Here is a 16,662-nt window from a genome sequence, read left to right as displayed (position 1 = left end):
ATAAACGGATGGTCATCGTGCCAGCGGGGAAACACCCCCGCCCGATCCGGCCGGAAGGCGGCATCATCTTGACATCGTCCCTCGGGACGACCAGCTTCCCTGCCGTTGTCTCCGTGGTGATTTGCGCCGACCGGCTTGCGGCCACGTTAAACAAACCGCTAAAAGGTCGTGACTCAGGACGATATTCCGGCGTTCCAGCCGTGATCCGTCCCGTGTCCGTCCCTGATCGGTCGGCCTTTGCGGCCAGAAGTGAGCCAGGGACCGATCGATGCCCATCAAGATACCCAACGATCTGCCGGCAGCCGAACTGCTGCGGAACGAGGGCGTGCGCCTGATTGGCGAAGAGGACGCGCTGCAGCAGGACATCCGGCCGATGCAGGTCGGCCTGCTCAACCTGATGCCGGACAAGCTCACCACCGAGACCCAGTTCGCCCGGCTGCTCGGCGCCACCCCGCTGCAGGTCGAGCTGACCCTGATCTCCACCGGCAGCTACGTGCCCTCCAACGTCTCGCAGTCGCACCTGCAGAGCTTCTACCGCAGCTGGGAGCAGGTCGCCGACCGCAAGTTCGACGGCCTGCTGATCACCGGCGCCCCGGTCGAGCTCCTGGAGTTCGAGCAGGTGAAGTACTGGGACGAGCTGGCCCAGATCTTCGAGTGGTCCCGCACCCACGTGCATTCGACCTTCAACGTCTGCTGGGGCGCCCAGGCCGCCCTCTACCACTTCCACCACGTGCCCAAGCACACCCTGCCGCAGAAGCGGTTCGGCATCTTCCGCCACGAGGTGACCGAGCCGCGCGACGCCGCCCGCTCGCCGCTGATGCGCGGCTTCGACGACGAGTTCTGGGTGCCGGTCAGCCGCCACACCGAGGTGCGCGAGGAGGACCTGCCGACCGACGGCAGCATCCGCGTGCTGGCCCGCTCGACCCGCGCCGGCCTGTGCCTGTGCGAGGACCCGGTCAACCGGCACCTCTTCATGTTCAACCATCTGGAATACGACACGTTCACGCTGGACCGGGAGTACCGGCGCGACCTGGAGCGCGGCGCGCCCATCGAGATGCCGCTGCGCTACTACCCGGACGACGACCTGTCGAAGCGGCCGGTCAACCGCTGGCGCGCCTACGCCCACCTGCTGTTCGGCAACTGGATCAACGAGATGTACCAGACCACCCCGTTCGAGCTGGAGCAGATCGGGACCTGACCGGCCCGGCCGGTCAGTCCTGCCCGGCCAGGTCGCCCGTGTCCCGGATCCGCACCAGCCCGCCGGCCACCCCGACATAGGCGCTGCCGTCGGGACCGAGCGCGATGCCGGCGCGGCCATCGCCGAAGCCGATCCCGGTGCCGGCCAGCCGGCGGTACACGGCCCGGCCGCTCTGCAGGTCGATCGCGGTGAAGTACCAGGGATCGGCCAGGCCCGGGCCCTGCGGCTTGCTCCAGGCATAGGCCAGCCCGCTGCCGAGCGAGAGCGTCGTCCGCCCGCCCGGGATGGAGACCTGCCGGTTGGACCAGACCTGGCGGCACCGGCCATGCGCCAGGTCGATGTCGACCCGCTCCAGGCCGGGTACGGTGGTGCGGCCGCGCTCCACCGAGCGGCGGCCCTGCTGGCCATAGCCGTTCGCGGCCAGCACGGTGGCGCGCTGCCCGTCCCGCCAGGCGAAGGCCGCCAGGGGGGCGGTGGCGGCGCCGCGCATCGGGAACGCCTCGAACAGGCCGGTGCTGCAGATCAGGGCGCCGCCGCCGTTCCGAGACCGCTCGAACAGCTGCAGCTTCTCGGCCGGATCGGCATTGTCGGTGATCGCGACGAACCCCGCGCCGATCAGGGTCGGGGCGGTGGCGGAGCCCTGCCCGGGCTTGCCCGGCTTGTGGCGGCGGCCGCGATCATAGCCCTGCCGCCAGCTGATCGCCGGGCTGCCGTCCGGGCGCAGGTCCAGCCGGTAGAGCGCATGGTCGGTGACCACGAACGCGCCGCCATCCTGTTGGTCGGTGGCGAGCGGCACCGAGACCGCCTCCGCCCGGCCGTCCGGCGTCGCCAGCTGCACCGAGCGGACGGCGCAGCCTTCCGGCCGCACCGTCCCGACCAGGCCGCTGCTGGCCGCGAACCAGATCGTCCCGCCGGGACCCGGCCGGGCGGAAACGATCCACGCATTCGCGGGAAGGGCGGAGGTCAGGTCGCAGCTGGCGGTCTTCTCGAACCGGATCGAGCCGGAGGTCTTTTCCGCCCCGATCGTCACGACCCGGACCTGCCGCAGCGTCCAGATCTGGCCGGGACCGGCCAGGGTCACCACCTGGTCCTGCCCGTCCTGGAAGTGGTCGCCGCGGGCGTCAGGACGGGCGGGCAGCTGGTAGCTGGCGAGGGTCGCCAGGCTGCGCGGGTCGAGCAGGTGCAGGATCGCGCCCTTGCCGGTGCCGCACGAGGCGAGCACGCGCCCGCTCCGGTCGAAGCTCACCGTCCCGCAACCGGCGCGCAGGAAGGCCGAGCGGGCCTCCTGCGCTCCCCCCAGCGGGCCGTCGGCCAGGTAGAGGCCGCTGCCCGCAAGATCCGGGCCCGGCCCTGCCCCTTCCTGCCCGGTTCCAGCGGCGTCCGGCTCCGGCATCGCGGCGACCGGGCGCGGCAAGGCCGGCTGCCCGACAAACGCCGGGACGCCCTCCCGCGGCCCGAGTTGCGGGATCGGGTCGGGCGGCGCAGCCAGCGCCATGCCGCCGGCCAGGACCAGGCCTAGGATGGCCAAAGAACTTCCGGCAAGGCATGCAGTCCTGCTCATGGCAAAACGGCCTCGGCACGAAGACCAGCGGAGGTGCAGCGGAAAAACGACGTCATCACCCTTGTCTCATAGCACGACCATGCCGGCGCCACTACCACGCCCCGCGAACCGGAAACCTACCGGGATGAAACGCTACCCCCTTCGGCGCCGGCGAACGACATGCCCGCTCCGGCACGAGGCCATCCAGGACTTGCCGGCGCCGGCTGGCCGGTCCCGGCGGCGTCAGCGCAAGAACCGCCGATGCCGACCCGGTTAGCGCCGCGGCGGGCGGCGGTCGTTCGGCGCCAGCATCCGCACCGCGGCATGCTCGGCGGTGCGCGCCGCCGCCTGCGGCAGGGCGACGTACTGGCGCCGGCGCGGGCGGGCCACCTGGAAGGCGGGTGCCCCCAGGTAGAGCTGCTTTTGGGCCTCGGCCAGGATGATCCCGGCGAACTGCGGCCAGAGCCGCTGCCCGGCCCGCTCCAGCGGAAACGCCAGCCGCTGCAGGAGCTTCAGGTTCCAGGGCGGCACGAACATCGCCCGGCGGATCTCCCCGCGCACCAGGAGGTGGCGCGCCAGCAGGCGCTGCACCTGCCCGGCGGTGAACGGCGAGCCCTGGCCGAACGGCGTGGTGTCGGACAGGGACCACACCCCGTGGCGGTTGGGGACGATCAGCACGATCCTTCCGTCATCGGCCAGCACCCGCCAGATCTCGCGCATCAGCCGGTCCAGGCTGCGGCAGGTCTCCAGCACGTGGACCAGCAGCATCAGGTTGACGCTCTGGTCGGCCAGGGGGATCTCGTCCTCCTGGAAGATCGCCAGCCGGTTCGGCCCCTCCTCGGGCCAGCGCTGCACGATGCTGCCCGCGGGAACCAGCGCCACGGTGGTGGCGGCCTCCTCGGCGAACACGTCCAGATAGGGCATGGCAAAGCCCAGCCCGGCGACGGTCTTGCCGGCCACCTCGGGCCAGAGCTGCCGGAGCTGCAGCCCGATCAGGCGGCGCGCCAGCTGGCCCTGGCGGCTTGCGTAGAACTGCTCGAGATCGCTTGTCATCGCCCCATCCGGCCTTGGGTCTGAGATCTCCGGCCTTCGCGGCTGGCACGACCAGCCCTTCCGGACCATATACGGTCGCGACGCCCGCGGCTGAAGTGGGCATGTGCCGAACAAGGAGAAGCGACCGTGGCCGACGCAGCTATCGTGGTGGAGCTCCTGCCGATCCTCGACGACAACTATGCCTTCCTGCTGCGCCGCGAGGGCAATTCCACCGTGGTGATCGTCGATCCGGGCGCCGCCGCGCCGATTGCGGAGACCCTGGCGGAGCGGAGCCTGCAGGTCGGCACGATCCTGATCACCCACTACCATGCCGACCATGTCGCCGGGGTCGAGGAACTGGCGATGGGGACCCATGTCGAGGTGATCGGCCACGGCGCGGACTGCCACCGCCTGCCCAAGCTGACCCGCACCGTCGAGCCGGGCGAGCGCTTCCAGCTCCTGGGCACGCCGGTCGAGGTGCTGGATACCCCCGGCCACTGCCAGGGCCATATCAGCTACTACCTGCCTGAGGCCAAGCTGCTGTTCTGCGGCGACGTCCTGTTCACCATGGGCTGCGGCCGGGTCGGCGAGGGCGAGCCCGAGACCTTGTGGAACTCGCTGCAGCTGGTGGCGGGCCTGCCCGACGACACCAAGGTCTATTCCGGCCACGAATACACGCTGGGCAACGCGAAGTTCGCGGCCCACGCTTTCCCCGACAATGCCGAGATCAAGGCCCGCCTGGCGAAGATCGAAGAGATGCGCGCCGCCGGCCAGCCGACCGTGCCGACCACGCTCGGCGAGGAAAAGCGCACCAATCCGTTCCTGCTCGCCGGATCGGCCGAGCGGTTCGCCGAACTGCGCACCGCGAAGAACAACTTCCGCGGCTGACCTCCAGCTTCCGGCTGGGCGGTCAGTGCAGGTGATGCAGCGTCCGGCTCGCCGCCAGCCGGGCGCCTCCCGCCAGGGCCGCCACCACCAGGAGGGCGACGCCGGCCAGGAGGACCAGGTCGAGGGCGGGGAAGCTCTGCCCGTCGATGCCGGTCCATGCGGCGGCGACGCCGCCCATCAGGACGGCCAGGATCGCGACCACGGCGACAGCGGCGCCGGCCATGGCGCCGACGAGGATGGGGTTCAGCGGATGAGGGCGGAACTCGTGGGCGATGAAGCGGTCGCTCGCCCCCAGGGTGCGGAGCAGGTCGATGATGTCGCGGTGGCGGCGGATCCGGCCGGCGGTGAGCGTCACCGCGAGCGGCACGGCCAGGGCCAGCACCGCCAGCCCGAGAAGCAGCCCGGTCCAGCGGACGAACTCCGCGGCGGCGGGGGCGGCCGGCGCGCCGATGCGGCCGGCATTCTCGACCACCGCCGTGGCCGCCACCGCCCGCACCCGGAAGCGGAGCCGCTCGAAGTCCGGCACCACCCCGCGGACGAAGCGCGCCTCCATCAGGATCGGCAGGGGCATGTCCGGATCGTCGCCGCCGACCAGGATCTCGCGTACCTCCGCCTCTGGGATCGGGTCGACCTGCTCGATCTGCGGGTCGGCGCGCAGCACCGCGATGATGCCGGCGAGGTCGCCCGCCCCCTCCTCGTCCTCCATCGGTGCCGGCAGCGAGATGATCGCGACCGCGCTGCTGTGGGCCTGGGCGTCGCTGAGCAGCCTGTGCGCCGCCCCGGACAGGGCCAGGCAGAGGGTGGCGAGGAACGCCAGGAGGCCGAAGGCCAGGGCGAGCAGCCGGCGCGCCCGGCCGCTGACCCTGGGGATCGCCGCATGGATCCCGCTCATGCCCTGGCCCCTTCCATGAGCTGCACCACCGGGTCGGGCTCCCAGAGCCGGCCGTCATGGATCACCAGATGCGGGATCGGATCGGCGCCCAGCAGGTTGCGGTCGTGGGTCGCGAGGAGGACGGCGGTGCCGGAGCGATGCAGTTCCAGGAGCAGATGGAGGACCTGCTCGGTGCGGGCCGGGTCGAGGCTGGCAGTGGGCTCGTCGGCCAGGAGCAGGGCCGGCCGGCCGATCACGGCGCGCGCCACCGCGGTGAGCTGGCGCTCGGCCATGGAGAGCTCGGGCGGTCGCCGGTCGCTCGCCTCGCCGATCCGGAGCCAGTCCAGCAGCTCGTCGACCGAGCGCTCGATCTCGTCCGGCGGCGCCTCCGCGATCCGCAGCGGCAGGGCGATGTTGTCCCGCACGCTCAGATGGTCGAGCAGGCGCAGGTCCTGGAAGATCACGCCGATCCGGCGGCGCAGCGCGGCCCGGCCGGCATGGTCGAGCGTGGCCGGATCCTGGCCGAAAACCGTCATGCTGCCGGCGCTCGGGGCGGCGGTCATGGCGATCATGCGCAGCATCGAGGTCTTGCCCGCGGCCCCGGCGCCGAGCAGCACGTGGAACGATCCCGCTTGCAGGGTGAGGTCGATGTCGCGCAGAACGTCCGGACCGGAGCCATATTTCATGGCGGCCCCGAAGAGTTCGACGATGATTTCGCGCTGGTCGCTCAATTCTGACCCCGGGCCTGCTGTCGGTCTGCCAATGAACGGAACCTGGTCGGTCCCATCCGGCGGGAGCGCGCCTGCGCATGCTGTCGCCACCAGCGCGTGCCGTGCGCCATGATCGTCGCCTGCCCCAACTGCGGTGCCAAGTACAACATCGCCAGCAGTGCGCTCGGCGACAAAGGCCGCATGGTCGCATGCTCCAACTGCCGGCACCGCTGGTTCGTCGATCCGGAACGGGAGGCGCCGGAACTCCCGCCCGCCGAGCCCGCGCCGGCGCCGGCGCCGTCCAACGGCTCCGAGCGCAACCGCATGGGCGAAGGCACCGGCGTGGTGCGCCGCGGCAGCAAGAGCACCTCGCTCGGCTGGATCGTGCTGCTGGTCCTGGTTGCGGTCATCGGCGGGTTGGTCCTGACAAGGGACCGCATCGCCACCGCCTGGCCGCAGGTCGCCGGGATCTATCGGGCGGCCGGCCTTTCGGTGGTGATCGATCCTGGGCTGGAAATCCGCGACGTCGCCTCGTCCGAGGTGAACGAGGACGGCCAGCGGATCCTGGTGGTGACCGGCGAGGTCGTCAACACGACCGACTATGCCAAGACGGTGCCGGCCCTGCGGGTGGCGCTCCTGGACGGCGAGCGGGTCGAGGTCGCCAGCGACGTGGTGGCGATCGAGCCGGAGATCCTGGAGGCGCGCGCCACCGCCCGGTTCGAGAAGCGCCTGGCCGACGTGCCGACGGAGGCCCGCCACACCGCGGTGCGCTTCGAGGATGCTCCTTGAGGACAGCCATCGAGCTGGCGCTCGATCAGGCCAGGGCGGCCGCACGGCGCGGGGAAGTGCCGGTGGGCGCGGTGGTCACCGATCCCGAGGGGCGGGTGGTCGCCGCGGATGGCAACCGGGTGGAGGAATGGCACGATCCCACCGCCCATGCCGAGCTGGTGGTCCTGCGCCGGGCCGCCGCCATGGCCGGCACGCCGCGCCTGGTCGACCATGATCTCTGGGTGACGCTGGAGCCCTGCCCCATGTGCGCCCAGGCGATCGCCTTCGCCCGGATCCGCCGGGTTCATTACGGCGCGGCCGACCCCAAGGGCGGCGGCGTCGAGCACGGTCCGCGGATCTTCGACCAGCCGACCTGCCACCATCGTCCGGAGGTCGTGGCGGGCGTGCGGGAAACCGAGGCGGCCGAGCTTCTGCGCGAGTTCTTCCGGGCACGGCGCTGACCGGCCGCGCCGCGGGACCCGGCGATCCGGCGCCTTCGGCATCTGCGCCGCGCATCGGCATCGGAGGGAGCCGCCGCCGGCCGGCTCAGAGCGTGACGGCGGCGCCCATGCGCGCGGCCAGCGGCGCGGGCGGGACCTGCTTGCGGACGTCGTAGGCAAGGGCCGCCTTGCGCTTGCCCTTGAGCCGGAGGGTGGTCGGCGTGACCACGAGGTCGGCCACGTCCTCCAGGGCCTGATAGGTCGCGACGCTGATGAGGGTCTGGCCCCGTCCCGCGGTGCCGCAGAGCCGGGCCGCGACGTTCACGGCATCGCCCAGCACGGTGTAGTCCATCCGCTCGCTGCTGCCCATGGCGCCCATGATCACCTCGCCGCTGTTGATGCCGACCCCGACCGCGAGGTTCCAGTTCGGCCGGTCGATGGCGAGCTCCGCCATCTTCGCCTGCATCGCCAGGCCGCAATCCACCGCCCGGCGCTCGGCCCGGTCGCCGGTGAACACCGCCAGGATCTGGTCGCCCACGAACTTGTCGATGTCGCCCTGGTGCTGCCGGACCAGCCCGGCCAGGTGCTGGAAATAGAAGTTCAGGACCTCGACCACCATCGCCGGCTCGTGCTGCTCGGCAAAGCTGGTGTAGCCGCGGATGTCGCAGAACAGCATGGTCGCCCGCTGGCGGGTGCCGCCCAGCTCCATCGTCTCGTTCTGGGACAGCCGGACCGCCGCCATGGTCCCGCCGGACACGAACCGCTCGAGCTTCAGCCGCTCGGCGAGGCCCACGATCATCTCGTTCATGCGCCGCGCCAGGTCGCCGATCTCGTCGTTGAGCCGCACGCCCCGCACGACGCGGACCGCGAGGTTGCCGCGCCCGACCTCCACGGCGACCCGGTCGATCTCGAGAATGGGCCGGCTGATCGCGATGGACAACACCACGGCCCCCAGCACCGCGACCGCGAAGCCGACCATGCCCCACCAGAGAAGGCTGCGGGTCATCTTGGCCACGGCCAGATAGGCGTCCTTCTCCGGCCGCTCCACCAGCACCGCCCAGCGGAACGGCCGGGGAAAGGCGTAGGCCCCCAGCATGACCTCGCCATTGGGCCGCTGGTAGGGCTCGACGCCCAGCGACCGCGACGTCGACGACAGGAGTTCCAGTGCCTCCGCGACGATCGCGTGGTGCGCGAGGTCGGCACGCCTGCGATCGAGGACCTGCCGGCCGCGGTCGTCGACCACGGTGATCGAGCCGGTACGGGCGAACGGGTTGCCCGCGATGATCTGAGCCAGCCGCCCCAGGTCGACCCTGGCGGACAGGATTGCGTCCTGGCCCGCCAGCGGCGCGCGCAGCGGCAGCACGATCGTCGCCAGCCAGTCGTCGATCTCGGGGATGAAGGCCACCTCCGGCGCCGCGATGTCGCGGGAGCGGGCGATTTCCTGGATCCTCGCCGGCGCCACCCGCAGCACCTCCACCGGCTCCAGCCCGGCATCCTGCAGGCGCCCGCTGATGTCGTCCTTGGTCACGAGCAGGGGCAGGTCGGCGCCCACCAGCGTGATCTGCAGCGCGGCGATGTCCTCGATGGCGGACAGGCCCAGGGTGAGCAGCGCGACCTTCTCCTCGACGCCCAGCCGCTCGTCGTCGATCGCGTTGCGGATCAGCAGCAGCGGTCCGAGCCAGCTCCGCTCGAACATGTCGTTGATCTCGCGGGTGAGTTCGGTGGCCACGCCCAGGAGCTGCTCGTTGGCCGAACTCTTCAGCTCGTCCTCGCCGATCCGGATCATGGTCTGCGCGGCCACCAGGATCGGCAGCACCGCGATGGCGATCGCGAACAGCAGGAGCTTCCAGCGCAGGGTCAGCCGCGGCATCGTCATCGCTGCGGCTCCCTCAAGGCCTGGCCCGGACATCGACGTCGACCTGCCCGACAGCCTGGCCGCAGGCGAGGCCGGAACCGTCGCTCGCAACCACCCGGACCGGGTAGACGCCCGGCTCGGCGAAGGCGTGCCGGACCCGATCGCCGGCCTGCACGCTGCCGTCGCCCAGGTCCCAGCGGAACGTCAGCGGCGCGCCGTCGGGGTGGCTTGAGGCGGAGGCGTCCAGGAGGAGTTCGTCATGGGCTCCCCCCACGAACCCGTGCGTATCGCCGGCAACGGTGACGCTGGGCGTGGCGATGACCCGGACCTGGGCGATGCTGGTCGCCGTGGCGCAGCTGGACGCCGAATCGTCGGTCACCGTCAGGCGGACCTCGTAGCGGCCCGGTGCCGCATAGCGATGCGTCGCCCGGGCGCCCTCGGCCGTGGCGCCATCGCCGAAATCCCAGCGATAGCCAAGGAGCTGGCCGTCCCAGTCGACCGACCCGGTGCCGTCGAAGGCCACCTCGTCCTCGGGGCAGGCCAGCCGGTCGGGGCCTGCCACGGCCTCAGGCCGGCGATTGACCCGCAAGGGCAGCACCGCGTGGCGGCGGGCGTTCTTCAGGTCGCTGCCATCGTCGACCATGAGGGTCACGTCGTAGAGGCCGGGCGCCAGGTAGGCATGGGTGGCATCGGCGCCGGCGGCCGTGGCCCCGTCGCCGAAGCTCCAGGCGAAGGTGGCGATCTGCCCGTCGGGATCTTCCGAGCCGCCGCCGCCAAAGGCGAGCCGCTCTCCCGGACAGGCGGCCTTCGGCGCGGCGATCTCCGGCTCCGGCGCCTGGTTGACCACGACCTCGACGTTATCGCTCGCCTGGCTGTTGGGCAGGTCCATGCCGTCGGCCACGGTCAGGGTGACCTCGTGGCGCCCGCTGTGCCGGAAGCTGTGGCGCACGTTGATCCCGCTCGCGGTGGCGCCGTCGCCGAAATCCCATTGGTAGGCGACGATCCCGCCGTCCGGGTCCTGCGATCCGGCGGCGTCGAACAGGATCTCCTCGTTGGCGGCGGCGATGCGGTCAGGGCCGCCATCGGCGGACGGCGCCGCGTTGACGAAGATGGGGTGGCTGGCCTCGATGATGCTGCAGGCCTCGGCCCCGCCTTCGGTCGTAAGGGTCAGCTTCGTAATGTAGTTGCCGGGCTCGGCGAACCGGTGCTCGACGGTCGGCCCTTGCGCCGAGGCGCCATCGCCGAACGCCCATTCCCAGCCGACGATCCGGCCGGCCGCGGTGGTCGAGGCGGCGGCATCGAAGCGGACCGTGGCACCGGCAGCGACCCGGTCCGGTGCTGCGATCCGCGCGACCGGCGCATCGACCACCCGGATCCTCGCCTCGTCGGCGTTGGTGTTCGCGCACTGGCCGATCTCGTCGCCTTCGATCGTCAGCATCACCCGATAGTCGCCGGGCTTGGCGAACACGTGCACGGGCCGCTCGCCGCCGCCGATGCTGCCGTCGCCGAAGTCCCAGGTGAAGCGGTTGACCACGCCGTCGGAATCCCGCGACCCCGACCCGTCGAACGCAACCTCGGTGCCGGCGCAGGCCAGCTGGTCGGAACCGGCGTTGGCGATCGGGGACTCCTTGACCCGCACCATCACCCGGTCGGCGTGCCGGTTCGCCGGAAAGCCGGAATCGTCCTCCACCATGAGCGTCACCGGATAGGCGGCGCCGCGCAGATAGGTCTTGGTCGGGTTGACGACGGCGGCCTCCGTGCCGTCGCCGAAATCCCAGTGGTAGCGGAGCACGCCGCCTTCGGGGTCGTGCGACCGGCTGGCGTCGAAGACCAGGATGTCGCCGGCGCAGGCATCGCGGTTGCCGCCGGCATCGGCCAGCGGCGGGCGGTCGATGGTGACGGTCACCGCGGCCACCGCCGTCGCGTTGCGCAGCCCGGTGCCGTCGTCGACCGTGAGCAGCACTGGGTAAGCGCCGCCCTCGGCATAGGTATGGGTGACCCTGGCGCCGCCGGCGGGCGGGGAGCCGTCGCCGAAGTCCCACCGATAGACCAGGGGATCGCCATCCGCGTCGGCGGACGCCGAGGCGTCGAAATGCAGGATCCGCTCGGAAGCGAACTGGTCGTGGCCGGCATGGGCGACCGGCTGGTGGTTGATCCGGATCACGAGCTCGTCCTGGGCGATCCCGTTGCTCGCCCCGCTCCCGTCGGCCACCACGAGCCGAGCGCCGTAGACCCCGGGCTCGGCGTAGGTCCTGGTCACGCCGCGCTGCTCCACGGACTCCTGAGCATCGCTGAACTCCCAGCGATAGCTGGAGATCGGTCCGTCCGAGTCGAACGAGCCGCCTCCGTCGAACACGACCTCGTCGCCCGGTGCCGCGCGCAGGTCGGGGCCAGCCCGGGCGATCGGGGGCGCATTGATCACGACCCTGGCCTTGTCGAAGCCGAGGGCGGCATTCTGGCCGGTGTCGTCATGCACCGTGAGCTGGACGTCGTAGATGCCGGGCCGCTCGAAGCGATGCGTCACCCGCTCGCCCGACGCGGTGGCGCCATCCTTGAAGTCCCACCGGTACTCGGCGATGTCGCCGTCCGGATCGAGCGAGGCGGAACCGGAGAAGGTCAGCGCCTCGCCGGGCGCGCCGAGCTGGTCCCGCCCCGCATCCGCAATCGGCGCCTGGTTCACCACTACCTGCAGCGTGTCCGAGGCGCTGCTGCGCAGGGTCCCAGAATCGTCGGTGACCGTGAGGCGGACCCGATAGGTGCCGGAATCCCGGTAGACATGGCTGGGGGTGGCGCCCTCCCCGGTGGCGCCGTCGCCGAACTCCCAGAGGTAGCGGACGATCGTGCCGTCGGGATCGGTCGAGCCGCTGCCGTCGAAGCGCACCTCGCTGGCGGTGACGACCTGGTCGTCGCCGGCCAGCGCGACCGGCGGTGCGTTGACCCGGACCGTGAGCGTGCTGGCGGCCTGGCTGCTGGCGCTGGCAGAATCGTCGGTGACCGTGAGCGTCACCTGGTAGGTGCCGGGCCGGTCATAGGCGTAGGAGACCCTGCTTCCCGCACCCGTGGACCCGTTGCCGAAATCCCAGCGGTAGCGGACGAGCTTGCCATCGCGGTCGCTGGAGCCGGTGCCGTCGAACGCGAGCAGTTCGCCGATGGCCGCGCTGCGGCTCTGGCCGGCCACCGCGACCGGCGGATCGTTGACGATGATCCGGGTGGTGGCCCTGGCGGTGCTGTTGGCGAGGCCCGCCTCGTCCGTCACCGTCAGGACGACGGTGTAGGTCCCGGGCAGGGCGTAGGCGTGCTCGATCATCGGGCCGGTGCCGGTGGTGCCGTCGCCCAGGTCCCAGCGCCAATCGGCGATTGCGCCGTCGATATCGTAGCTGCGGCTGCCGTCGAACGCGACCGCCTCGCCCGCGGCAACACGGCGCTCCGGTACGGGCACGGCGACCGGCGGCGCGTTCACCGCGACGACGACCTGGTCGGTGGAGACGTGGCAGGCGCCGGGCTGGTCGTCGCGGACGGTGAGCGTCACGACATATGTTCCTGGCTGCTCGAACGCATGCGACGGCCGCGGCCCCTCGCCCAGGCCGCCGTCCTGGAAGTCCCATTCATAGCTTGCGATCGGACGATCGCCCGGCAGCGACCCGTCGCCGTCAAACTCCACCACCGCACCGGGCGCCACGACCAGGTCGGCGCCGGCCTCGGCGCTCGGCGGCCGCTTAACCACCACCTCGAACGGCAGAGCCGCGCCGCTGGCGACCTGAGTCGAGCGGTCGCGCACGCGCAGCGTGCCCTGGTAGCTGCCGGGGCCGGGGTAGCGGTGCACGACGGCGGCTCCGGTGCCGGTGGCGCCGTCGCCGAACGCCCAGTCGTAGCGAAGCTCGCCACCCTCCGGGTCCTGCGACCGCGAGGCGTCGAACGCGACCGTGAGGCAGTCGGCGAGACGCACGTGGTCGGCCACCGGCAGCGGCCGCTGGTTGGCCGGCGCTGCCCTGGCCGGCAGGCGCAGCGGCAGGGGCCGCCCGGCCTCGTCCGCCACGGTCACGGTCAGGTCGTTCGGAATCTCGCGGCCACCCGCCAGGAGCAGCGACGCCGGCGCGCCCTGCTCGTCCGGCAGCAACTCGACCACGCTCTCGCGCCACTCGTCCTGGCCCGAGGCGGCGAGCTCAAGCGTGCGGTAGGTGCTGGCGAACGCCACGCGGCCCGAGGCGGCGTCGAAGTTGCGGACGATCAGACGTTCCGTTCCTTGGGGAACATCGAAGGTGAGCTCGGTCGTGCGCCGCTGGTCGGGCACGCGCACGGTCGGCGCATGGTCCAGCACCTCGAGCCCCGCCGGCGCCAGGTCACGCCGGTCGCGCAGGCTGAGCGTCGCCATGAACACGTTGCTGTCATCGCCGCCGAGCCCGAAGGCTTCCAGCCGGAACACACGGCGTCCATCAACAAGATCGCCCTCGGCAGGCAGGAAGCTCGCGACCGTCCGCCACCCGTCGTCCGTGGCGGCGTCCGCGCCGATCGTGAGTTCGGCCAGCACCTCGCCGCGGGCCTCGGACCGGTCCGAGCCGGGCGCGCCGTCTTCCATCCCGGGCGACGGACCAGGATCGAGCCTGGCTGCACCCTTGCCGCCGAACAGCACGTAGCGGATGTCGGTGTCCCAGTCCCGACCGTAGCGCGTATCGTGGGCGCCGCCGGTATCGGGGTCGTGGATCCGGAGATAGAGGCGATTCTCGACGTCGTCGGGCAGGCTCAGATAGATGATTTCGCGATAGTCGTCGTCGCCCTCCGCGGTGGCGGCGGCCGGGCCGTAGATCACCGAGAGCGGCTCGGCTGCCGCCGGGGCGCTGGCGAAGCCGCCCATGACCAGCGGAGCAAGCATGACCGGCCGCATCCGCGTCCGCCAGGCACCCTGACCCATGTCCCTTCCCCCCACGACCTAGCGGCCGAACGCGAAGCGCGCCTTGTTGCCGGCGTAGTCCTCGATCTCCACTTCCCGCAGGCTCACCGCTCCGGCCGCCTCCGGCGGCAGCAGCACGGTGGCGCCATAGCGCCCGGCATCGCCGCTGAGTTCGAGGAAGTCCCCGTAGTCGGTGCCGCCCACCCGCAGCCTGAACGGCGCGGCCTGCCGCAGGCCCGCGGCGTCCCTGGCCTCGACCTCCACGCGGACCGGGCCGCCCGCTTGCACCTGCTCGGGCGTCACCCGGTGGCCGATCAGTTCCGGCGGCTGCTGGTCGAGATGGACCACGAAGCTTTCCACCCGGGCGTTGCCGACCCGATCCACCGCCTCCAGCCTGAACATGTTCGGCCCGGCGACGAGGGTCGCCGTCCGGTCGAACTGGTCGCCGATCAGCCGCACCGGGTCGCCGTTCAGGGTGAGGCTGGCCGCGCCGGTCGCCTGGCCGCGCACGGGCAGCCATTCCACCGAGGTGATCGCTGGCGGCGGCAGGTCGAGGCCGAGGTCGGGCGGATCGCGGTCGACGCTGACGCTGAAGTTCTCGCGGCTGCGCGACCCGGAGCGCTGCACCACCTCGATGGTGTAGTCGGTCGTGCCGCCCATGGCGGGGACGTTCAGGGTGAAGCGTCCGTCCTCGCCAGCATAGGCCGCCTCGCGCAGCGGCTGCCCGGCCGTCTGCACCAGGAGCCGGGCTCCGGCATGGGTGGTGCCCGACAGCGAGATCACGTCGCGCCGGGTGACGAAGTGCCTGGGCGCCTGGCGCGGAATGGCCTCGTCGAAGCGCAGCACCGCCGCCTCGTCCGGCACATGGCGGTAGGCGCGGCGGCGGCGGGTGACGTTGCCGGCCGGGTCGGTCGCCTCGAGCAGGAATTCGCCCGCGGGTCCCGGCTGGAGATCGGCGCGAAAGCGGCCCTCATCGTCGACCGGCACCGGCTGGCCGTCGAGGCGCAGCAGCGCCCCGGGCTCCGTCTGGCCCGTCACGGCGACCGGGGAGCCCGTGACGACCGCATCCTCCGGCGGCGTCGCGATGCTCAGGAATGGCGGCGTCTGGTCGATGCGGACATGGAAGCGCCAGACCGGGCTGCGCTCCCCCGGCAGGCCGAACTTGTCCAGGGCGGCGATGCGCCAGTAGTAGGTGCCGATCTCCAGTTCGTCCGTGGCGAAACCGGTATCCCGGAGTCCCCAGCGGCTGAGCTCCATCCGCTGGAACGCCTGGTCGAGGGCCAGTTCCAGCCAATAGCCCACCGCCTCCTCCACCGGCTGCCAGCGCAGCTCCACGGCGGCGGTGACCGTCTCGCCATTGTCCGGCGGCCCGCTCAGGACCGGCGGGCCATGGATGTCGACCTTGTCGCCGGGCTGCTGCCCGGTGCGCACCAGCGCTGCCTCGTTGCGGCCCAGGGCGACCTCGGCGCCGCGCGCGGCGACCCGCAGGACGCCGTCGTCGTAGTTGGTGAACTTGGAGCCGCTGCCGTCGTGGCGGACCCAGAAGCTGCGCGATTCGACCTGCGTCTCGACCTCCGGCACCTCCAGCTCGAACGTCTTGCGCTCGGTCTTGCCGCTGAGCAGGGCGTAGAAATCGCCTTCCACCAGGCTCACCTTGGCTTCCTCGCTGCGGCTCAGCGGGTCGGTGCGCATCCGCCGGATCACCGCCTGCGAGTTCGCATTGAGGCGCAGCCTGCTCTCGTCGCGGAACGTGATCTGGGCCGAGGAGCGCGACAGGGTCCGCAGCTTCTCCTCCTCGATCAGGACCGCATCGCGCTCCCGATCCGACCACACCAGTTCCTGCGGGGTGCGGCCCTCGACGGAACCCTCGCGGTCGGTCAGCCGCGCCTCGGCGGCGGCATCCCGGCTGGCGGCGGCGAGCTGCAGCGCCAGGGCGGCGGCCTCTCGCGCCTCGTCCGCGGCCGCGGCGGCGCCAGCCCATTCCCCTGCCTTGCGCCGGGCGACGCCCTCGTCATAGCGGGCGATGCCCTGCTCGATCTGCGCGCGTGCGAACAGGCGGGCACCCTGCTCGGTGGCCTGCTGGATCGCGGCCAGCGCCCGGCCCAAAGCCCGGTCGGCGGCCGCGATCTCACCCTTCGGAATGGCCAGTTCCATGCCCGGGCGCACCTCCGCGGGCGAGGCGAGGCCGTTGGCGCGCAGGATCTCCGTCCACAGGTCGGGATCGCCCAGCTCCGCCTCGGCGATGTCCCGCAGGCTCTGGCCGTCTTGCACGCGGACCGTGAGGTCCTGGGCGACGGCTTCTGCGCCCAAGGGCTGCGCGAGCAGGATCAGCAGGCCGGCGCCCGTGCCGCGCCAGCGGCGCCCGGCACTGCCCGCATCAACCACGTTCCGTCACGACGGCCATCTCCGTCACAGCCAAGCATGCCGATGACCGAAATGCCTGTCCCACGCCCGTGCAGCCGATCATCGCGG

At 71.7% G+C, this 16,662-nt stretch carries 11 protein-coding genes and 1 riboswitch; of the genes, 4 read left to right on the top strand and 7 right to left on the bottom strand.

Annotated elements, in window-relative coordinates:
• The first annotated feature begins 103 nt into the window (after positions 1-103).
• A riboswitch (SAM riboswitch) is annotated at positions 104-182 on the top strand.
• A gap of 86 nt (positions 183-268) precedes the next feature.
• A complete protein-coding gene (locus tag GEMRO_RS0110550; protein ID WP_027133947.1) occupies positions 269-1,198 on the top strand; it encodes a homoserine O-succinyltransferase in 930 nt (309 codons plus the stop codon).
• Between the two features lie 13 nt (positions 1,199-1,211).
• Here the strand turns inward: GEMRO_RS0110550 and GEMRO_RS0110545 are convergent, their stop codons facing one another.
• Positions 1,212-2,726, bottom strand: a complete 1,515-nt coding sequence (locus GEMRO_RS0110545) for a hypothetical protein (protein WP_027133946.1) — start codon at positions 2,724-2,726, stop codon at positions 1,212-1,214.
• 285 nt (positions 2,727-3,011) lie between these two features.
• Positions 3,012-3,791, bottom strand: a complete 780-nt coding sequence (locus tag GEMRO_RS0110540) for a methyltransferase domain-containing protein (RefSeq protein WP_027133945.1) — start codon at positions 3,789-3,791, stop codon at positions 3,012-3,014.
• Between the two features lie 126 nt (positions 3,792-3,917).
• Here GEMRO_RS0110540 and gloB point away from each other — a divergent pair, with 126 nt between their 5' ends.
• Positions 3,918-4,658 (top strand): hydroxyacylglutathione hydrolase, encoded by a 741-nt coding sequence (gloB, locus tag GEMRO_RS0110535; RefSeq protein ID WP_027133944.1) that lies wholly within the window; start codon positions 3,918-3,920, stop codon positions 4,656-4,658.
• Positions 4,659-4,680: 22 nt separating this feature from the next.
• On the opposite strand, the gene GEMRO_RS0110530 is transcribed toward gloB, so the two are convergent.
• Positions 4,681-5,550, bottom strand: a complete 870-nt coding sequence (locus GEMRO_RS0110530; protein WP_027133943.1) for a hypothetical protein — start codon at positions 5,548-5,550, stop codon at positions 4,681-4,683.
• Complete coding sequence (locus tag GEMRO_RS28995; protein ID WP_051328933.1) at positions 5,547-6,260, bottom strand: cell division ATP-binding protein FtsE; 714 nt, start codon at positions 6,258-6,260, stop codon at positions 5,547-5,549. Before GEMRO_RS28995 ends, GEMRO_RS0110530 begins: the two co-directional genes overlap by 4 nt.
• 108 nt (positions 6,261-6,368) lie before the next feature.
• Here GEMRO_RS28995 and GEMRO_RS0110520 point away from each other — a divergent pair, with 108 nt between their 5' ends.
• The gene (locus GEMRO_RS0110520; RefSeq protein ID WP_027133942.1) at positions 6,369-7,028 is read left to right on the top strand and encodes a DUF3426 domain-containing protein; all 660 of its coding nucleotides are present in this window, start codon (positions 6,369-6,371) and stop codon (positions 7,026-7,028) included.
• The gene (locus GEMRO_RS0110515; protein ID WP_051328932.1) at positions 7,025-7,468 is read left to right on the top strand and encodes a nucleoside deaminase; all 444 of its coding nucleotides are present in this window, start codon (positions 7,025-7,027) and stop codon (positions 7,466-7,468) included. Before GEMRO_RS0110520 ends, GEMRO_RS0110515 begins: the two co-directional genes overlap by 4 nt.
• A gap of 85 nt (positions 7,469-7,553) precedes the next feature.
• On the opposite strand, the gene GEMRO_RS28990 is transcribed toward GEMRO_RS0110515, so the two are convergent.
• The 3 genes from GEMRO_RS28990 to GEMRO_RS0110500 are packed head-to-tail and all read right to left on the bottom strand — an operon-like array spanning position 7,554 to position 16,575.
• Positions 7,554-9,323, bottom strand: coding sequence for an adenylate/guanylate cyclase domain-containing protein (locus tag GEMRO_RS28990; protein ID WP_035485113.1), 1,770 nt, complete (start codon positions 9,321-9,323; stop codon positions 7,554-7,556).
• A gap of 13 nt (positions 9,324-9,336) precedes the next feature.
• The gene (locus tag GEMRO_RS32600; protein WP_157505536.1) at positions 9,337-14,172 is read right to left on the bottom strand and encodes a PKD domain-containing protein; all 4,836 of its coding nucleotides are present in this window, start codon (positions 14,170-14,172) and stop codon (positions 9,337-9,339) included.
• 57 nt (positions 14,173-14,229) lie between these two features.
• The gene (locus tag GEMRO_RS0110500) at positions 14,230-16,575 is read right to left on the bottom strand and encodes a FecR domain-containing protein (protein WP_027133940.1); all 2,346 of its coding nucleotides are present in this window, start codon (positions 16,573-16,575) and stop codon (positions 14,230-14,232) included.
• Positions 16,576-16,662: the final 87 nt, after the last annotated feature.

This window comes from Geminicoccus roseus DSM 18922 (assembly GCF_000427665.1).
In the GTDB taxonomy this organism is placed as follows: domain Bacteria; phylum Pseudomonadota; class Alphaproteobacteria; order Geminicoccales; family Geminicoccaceae; genus Geminicoccus; species Geminicoccus roseus.
The sequence above is the reverse complement of the archived record's forward strand: the minus strand, read 5'-3'. Positions and strand labels throughout refer to the sequence as shown.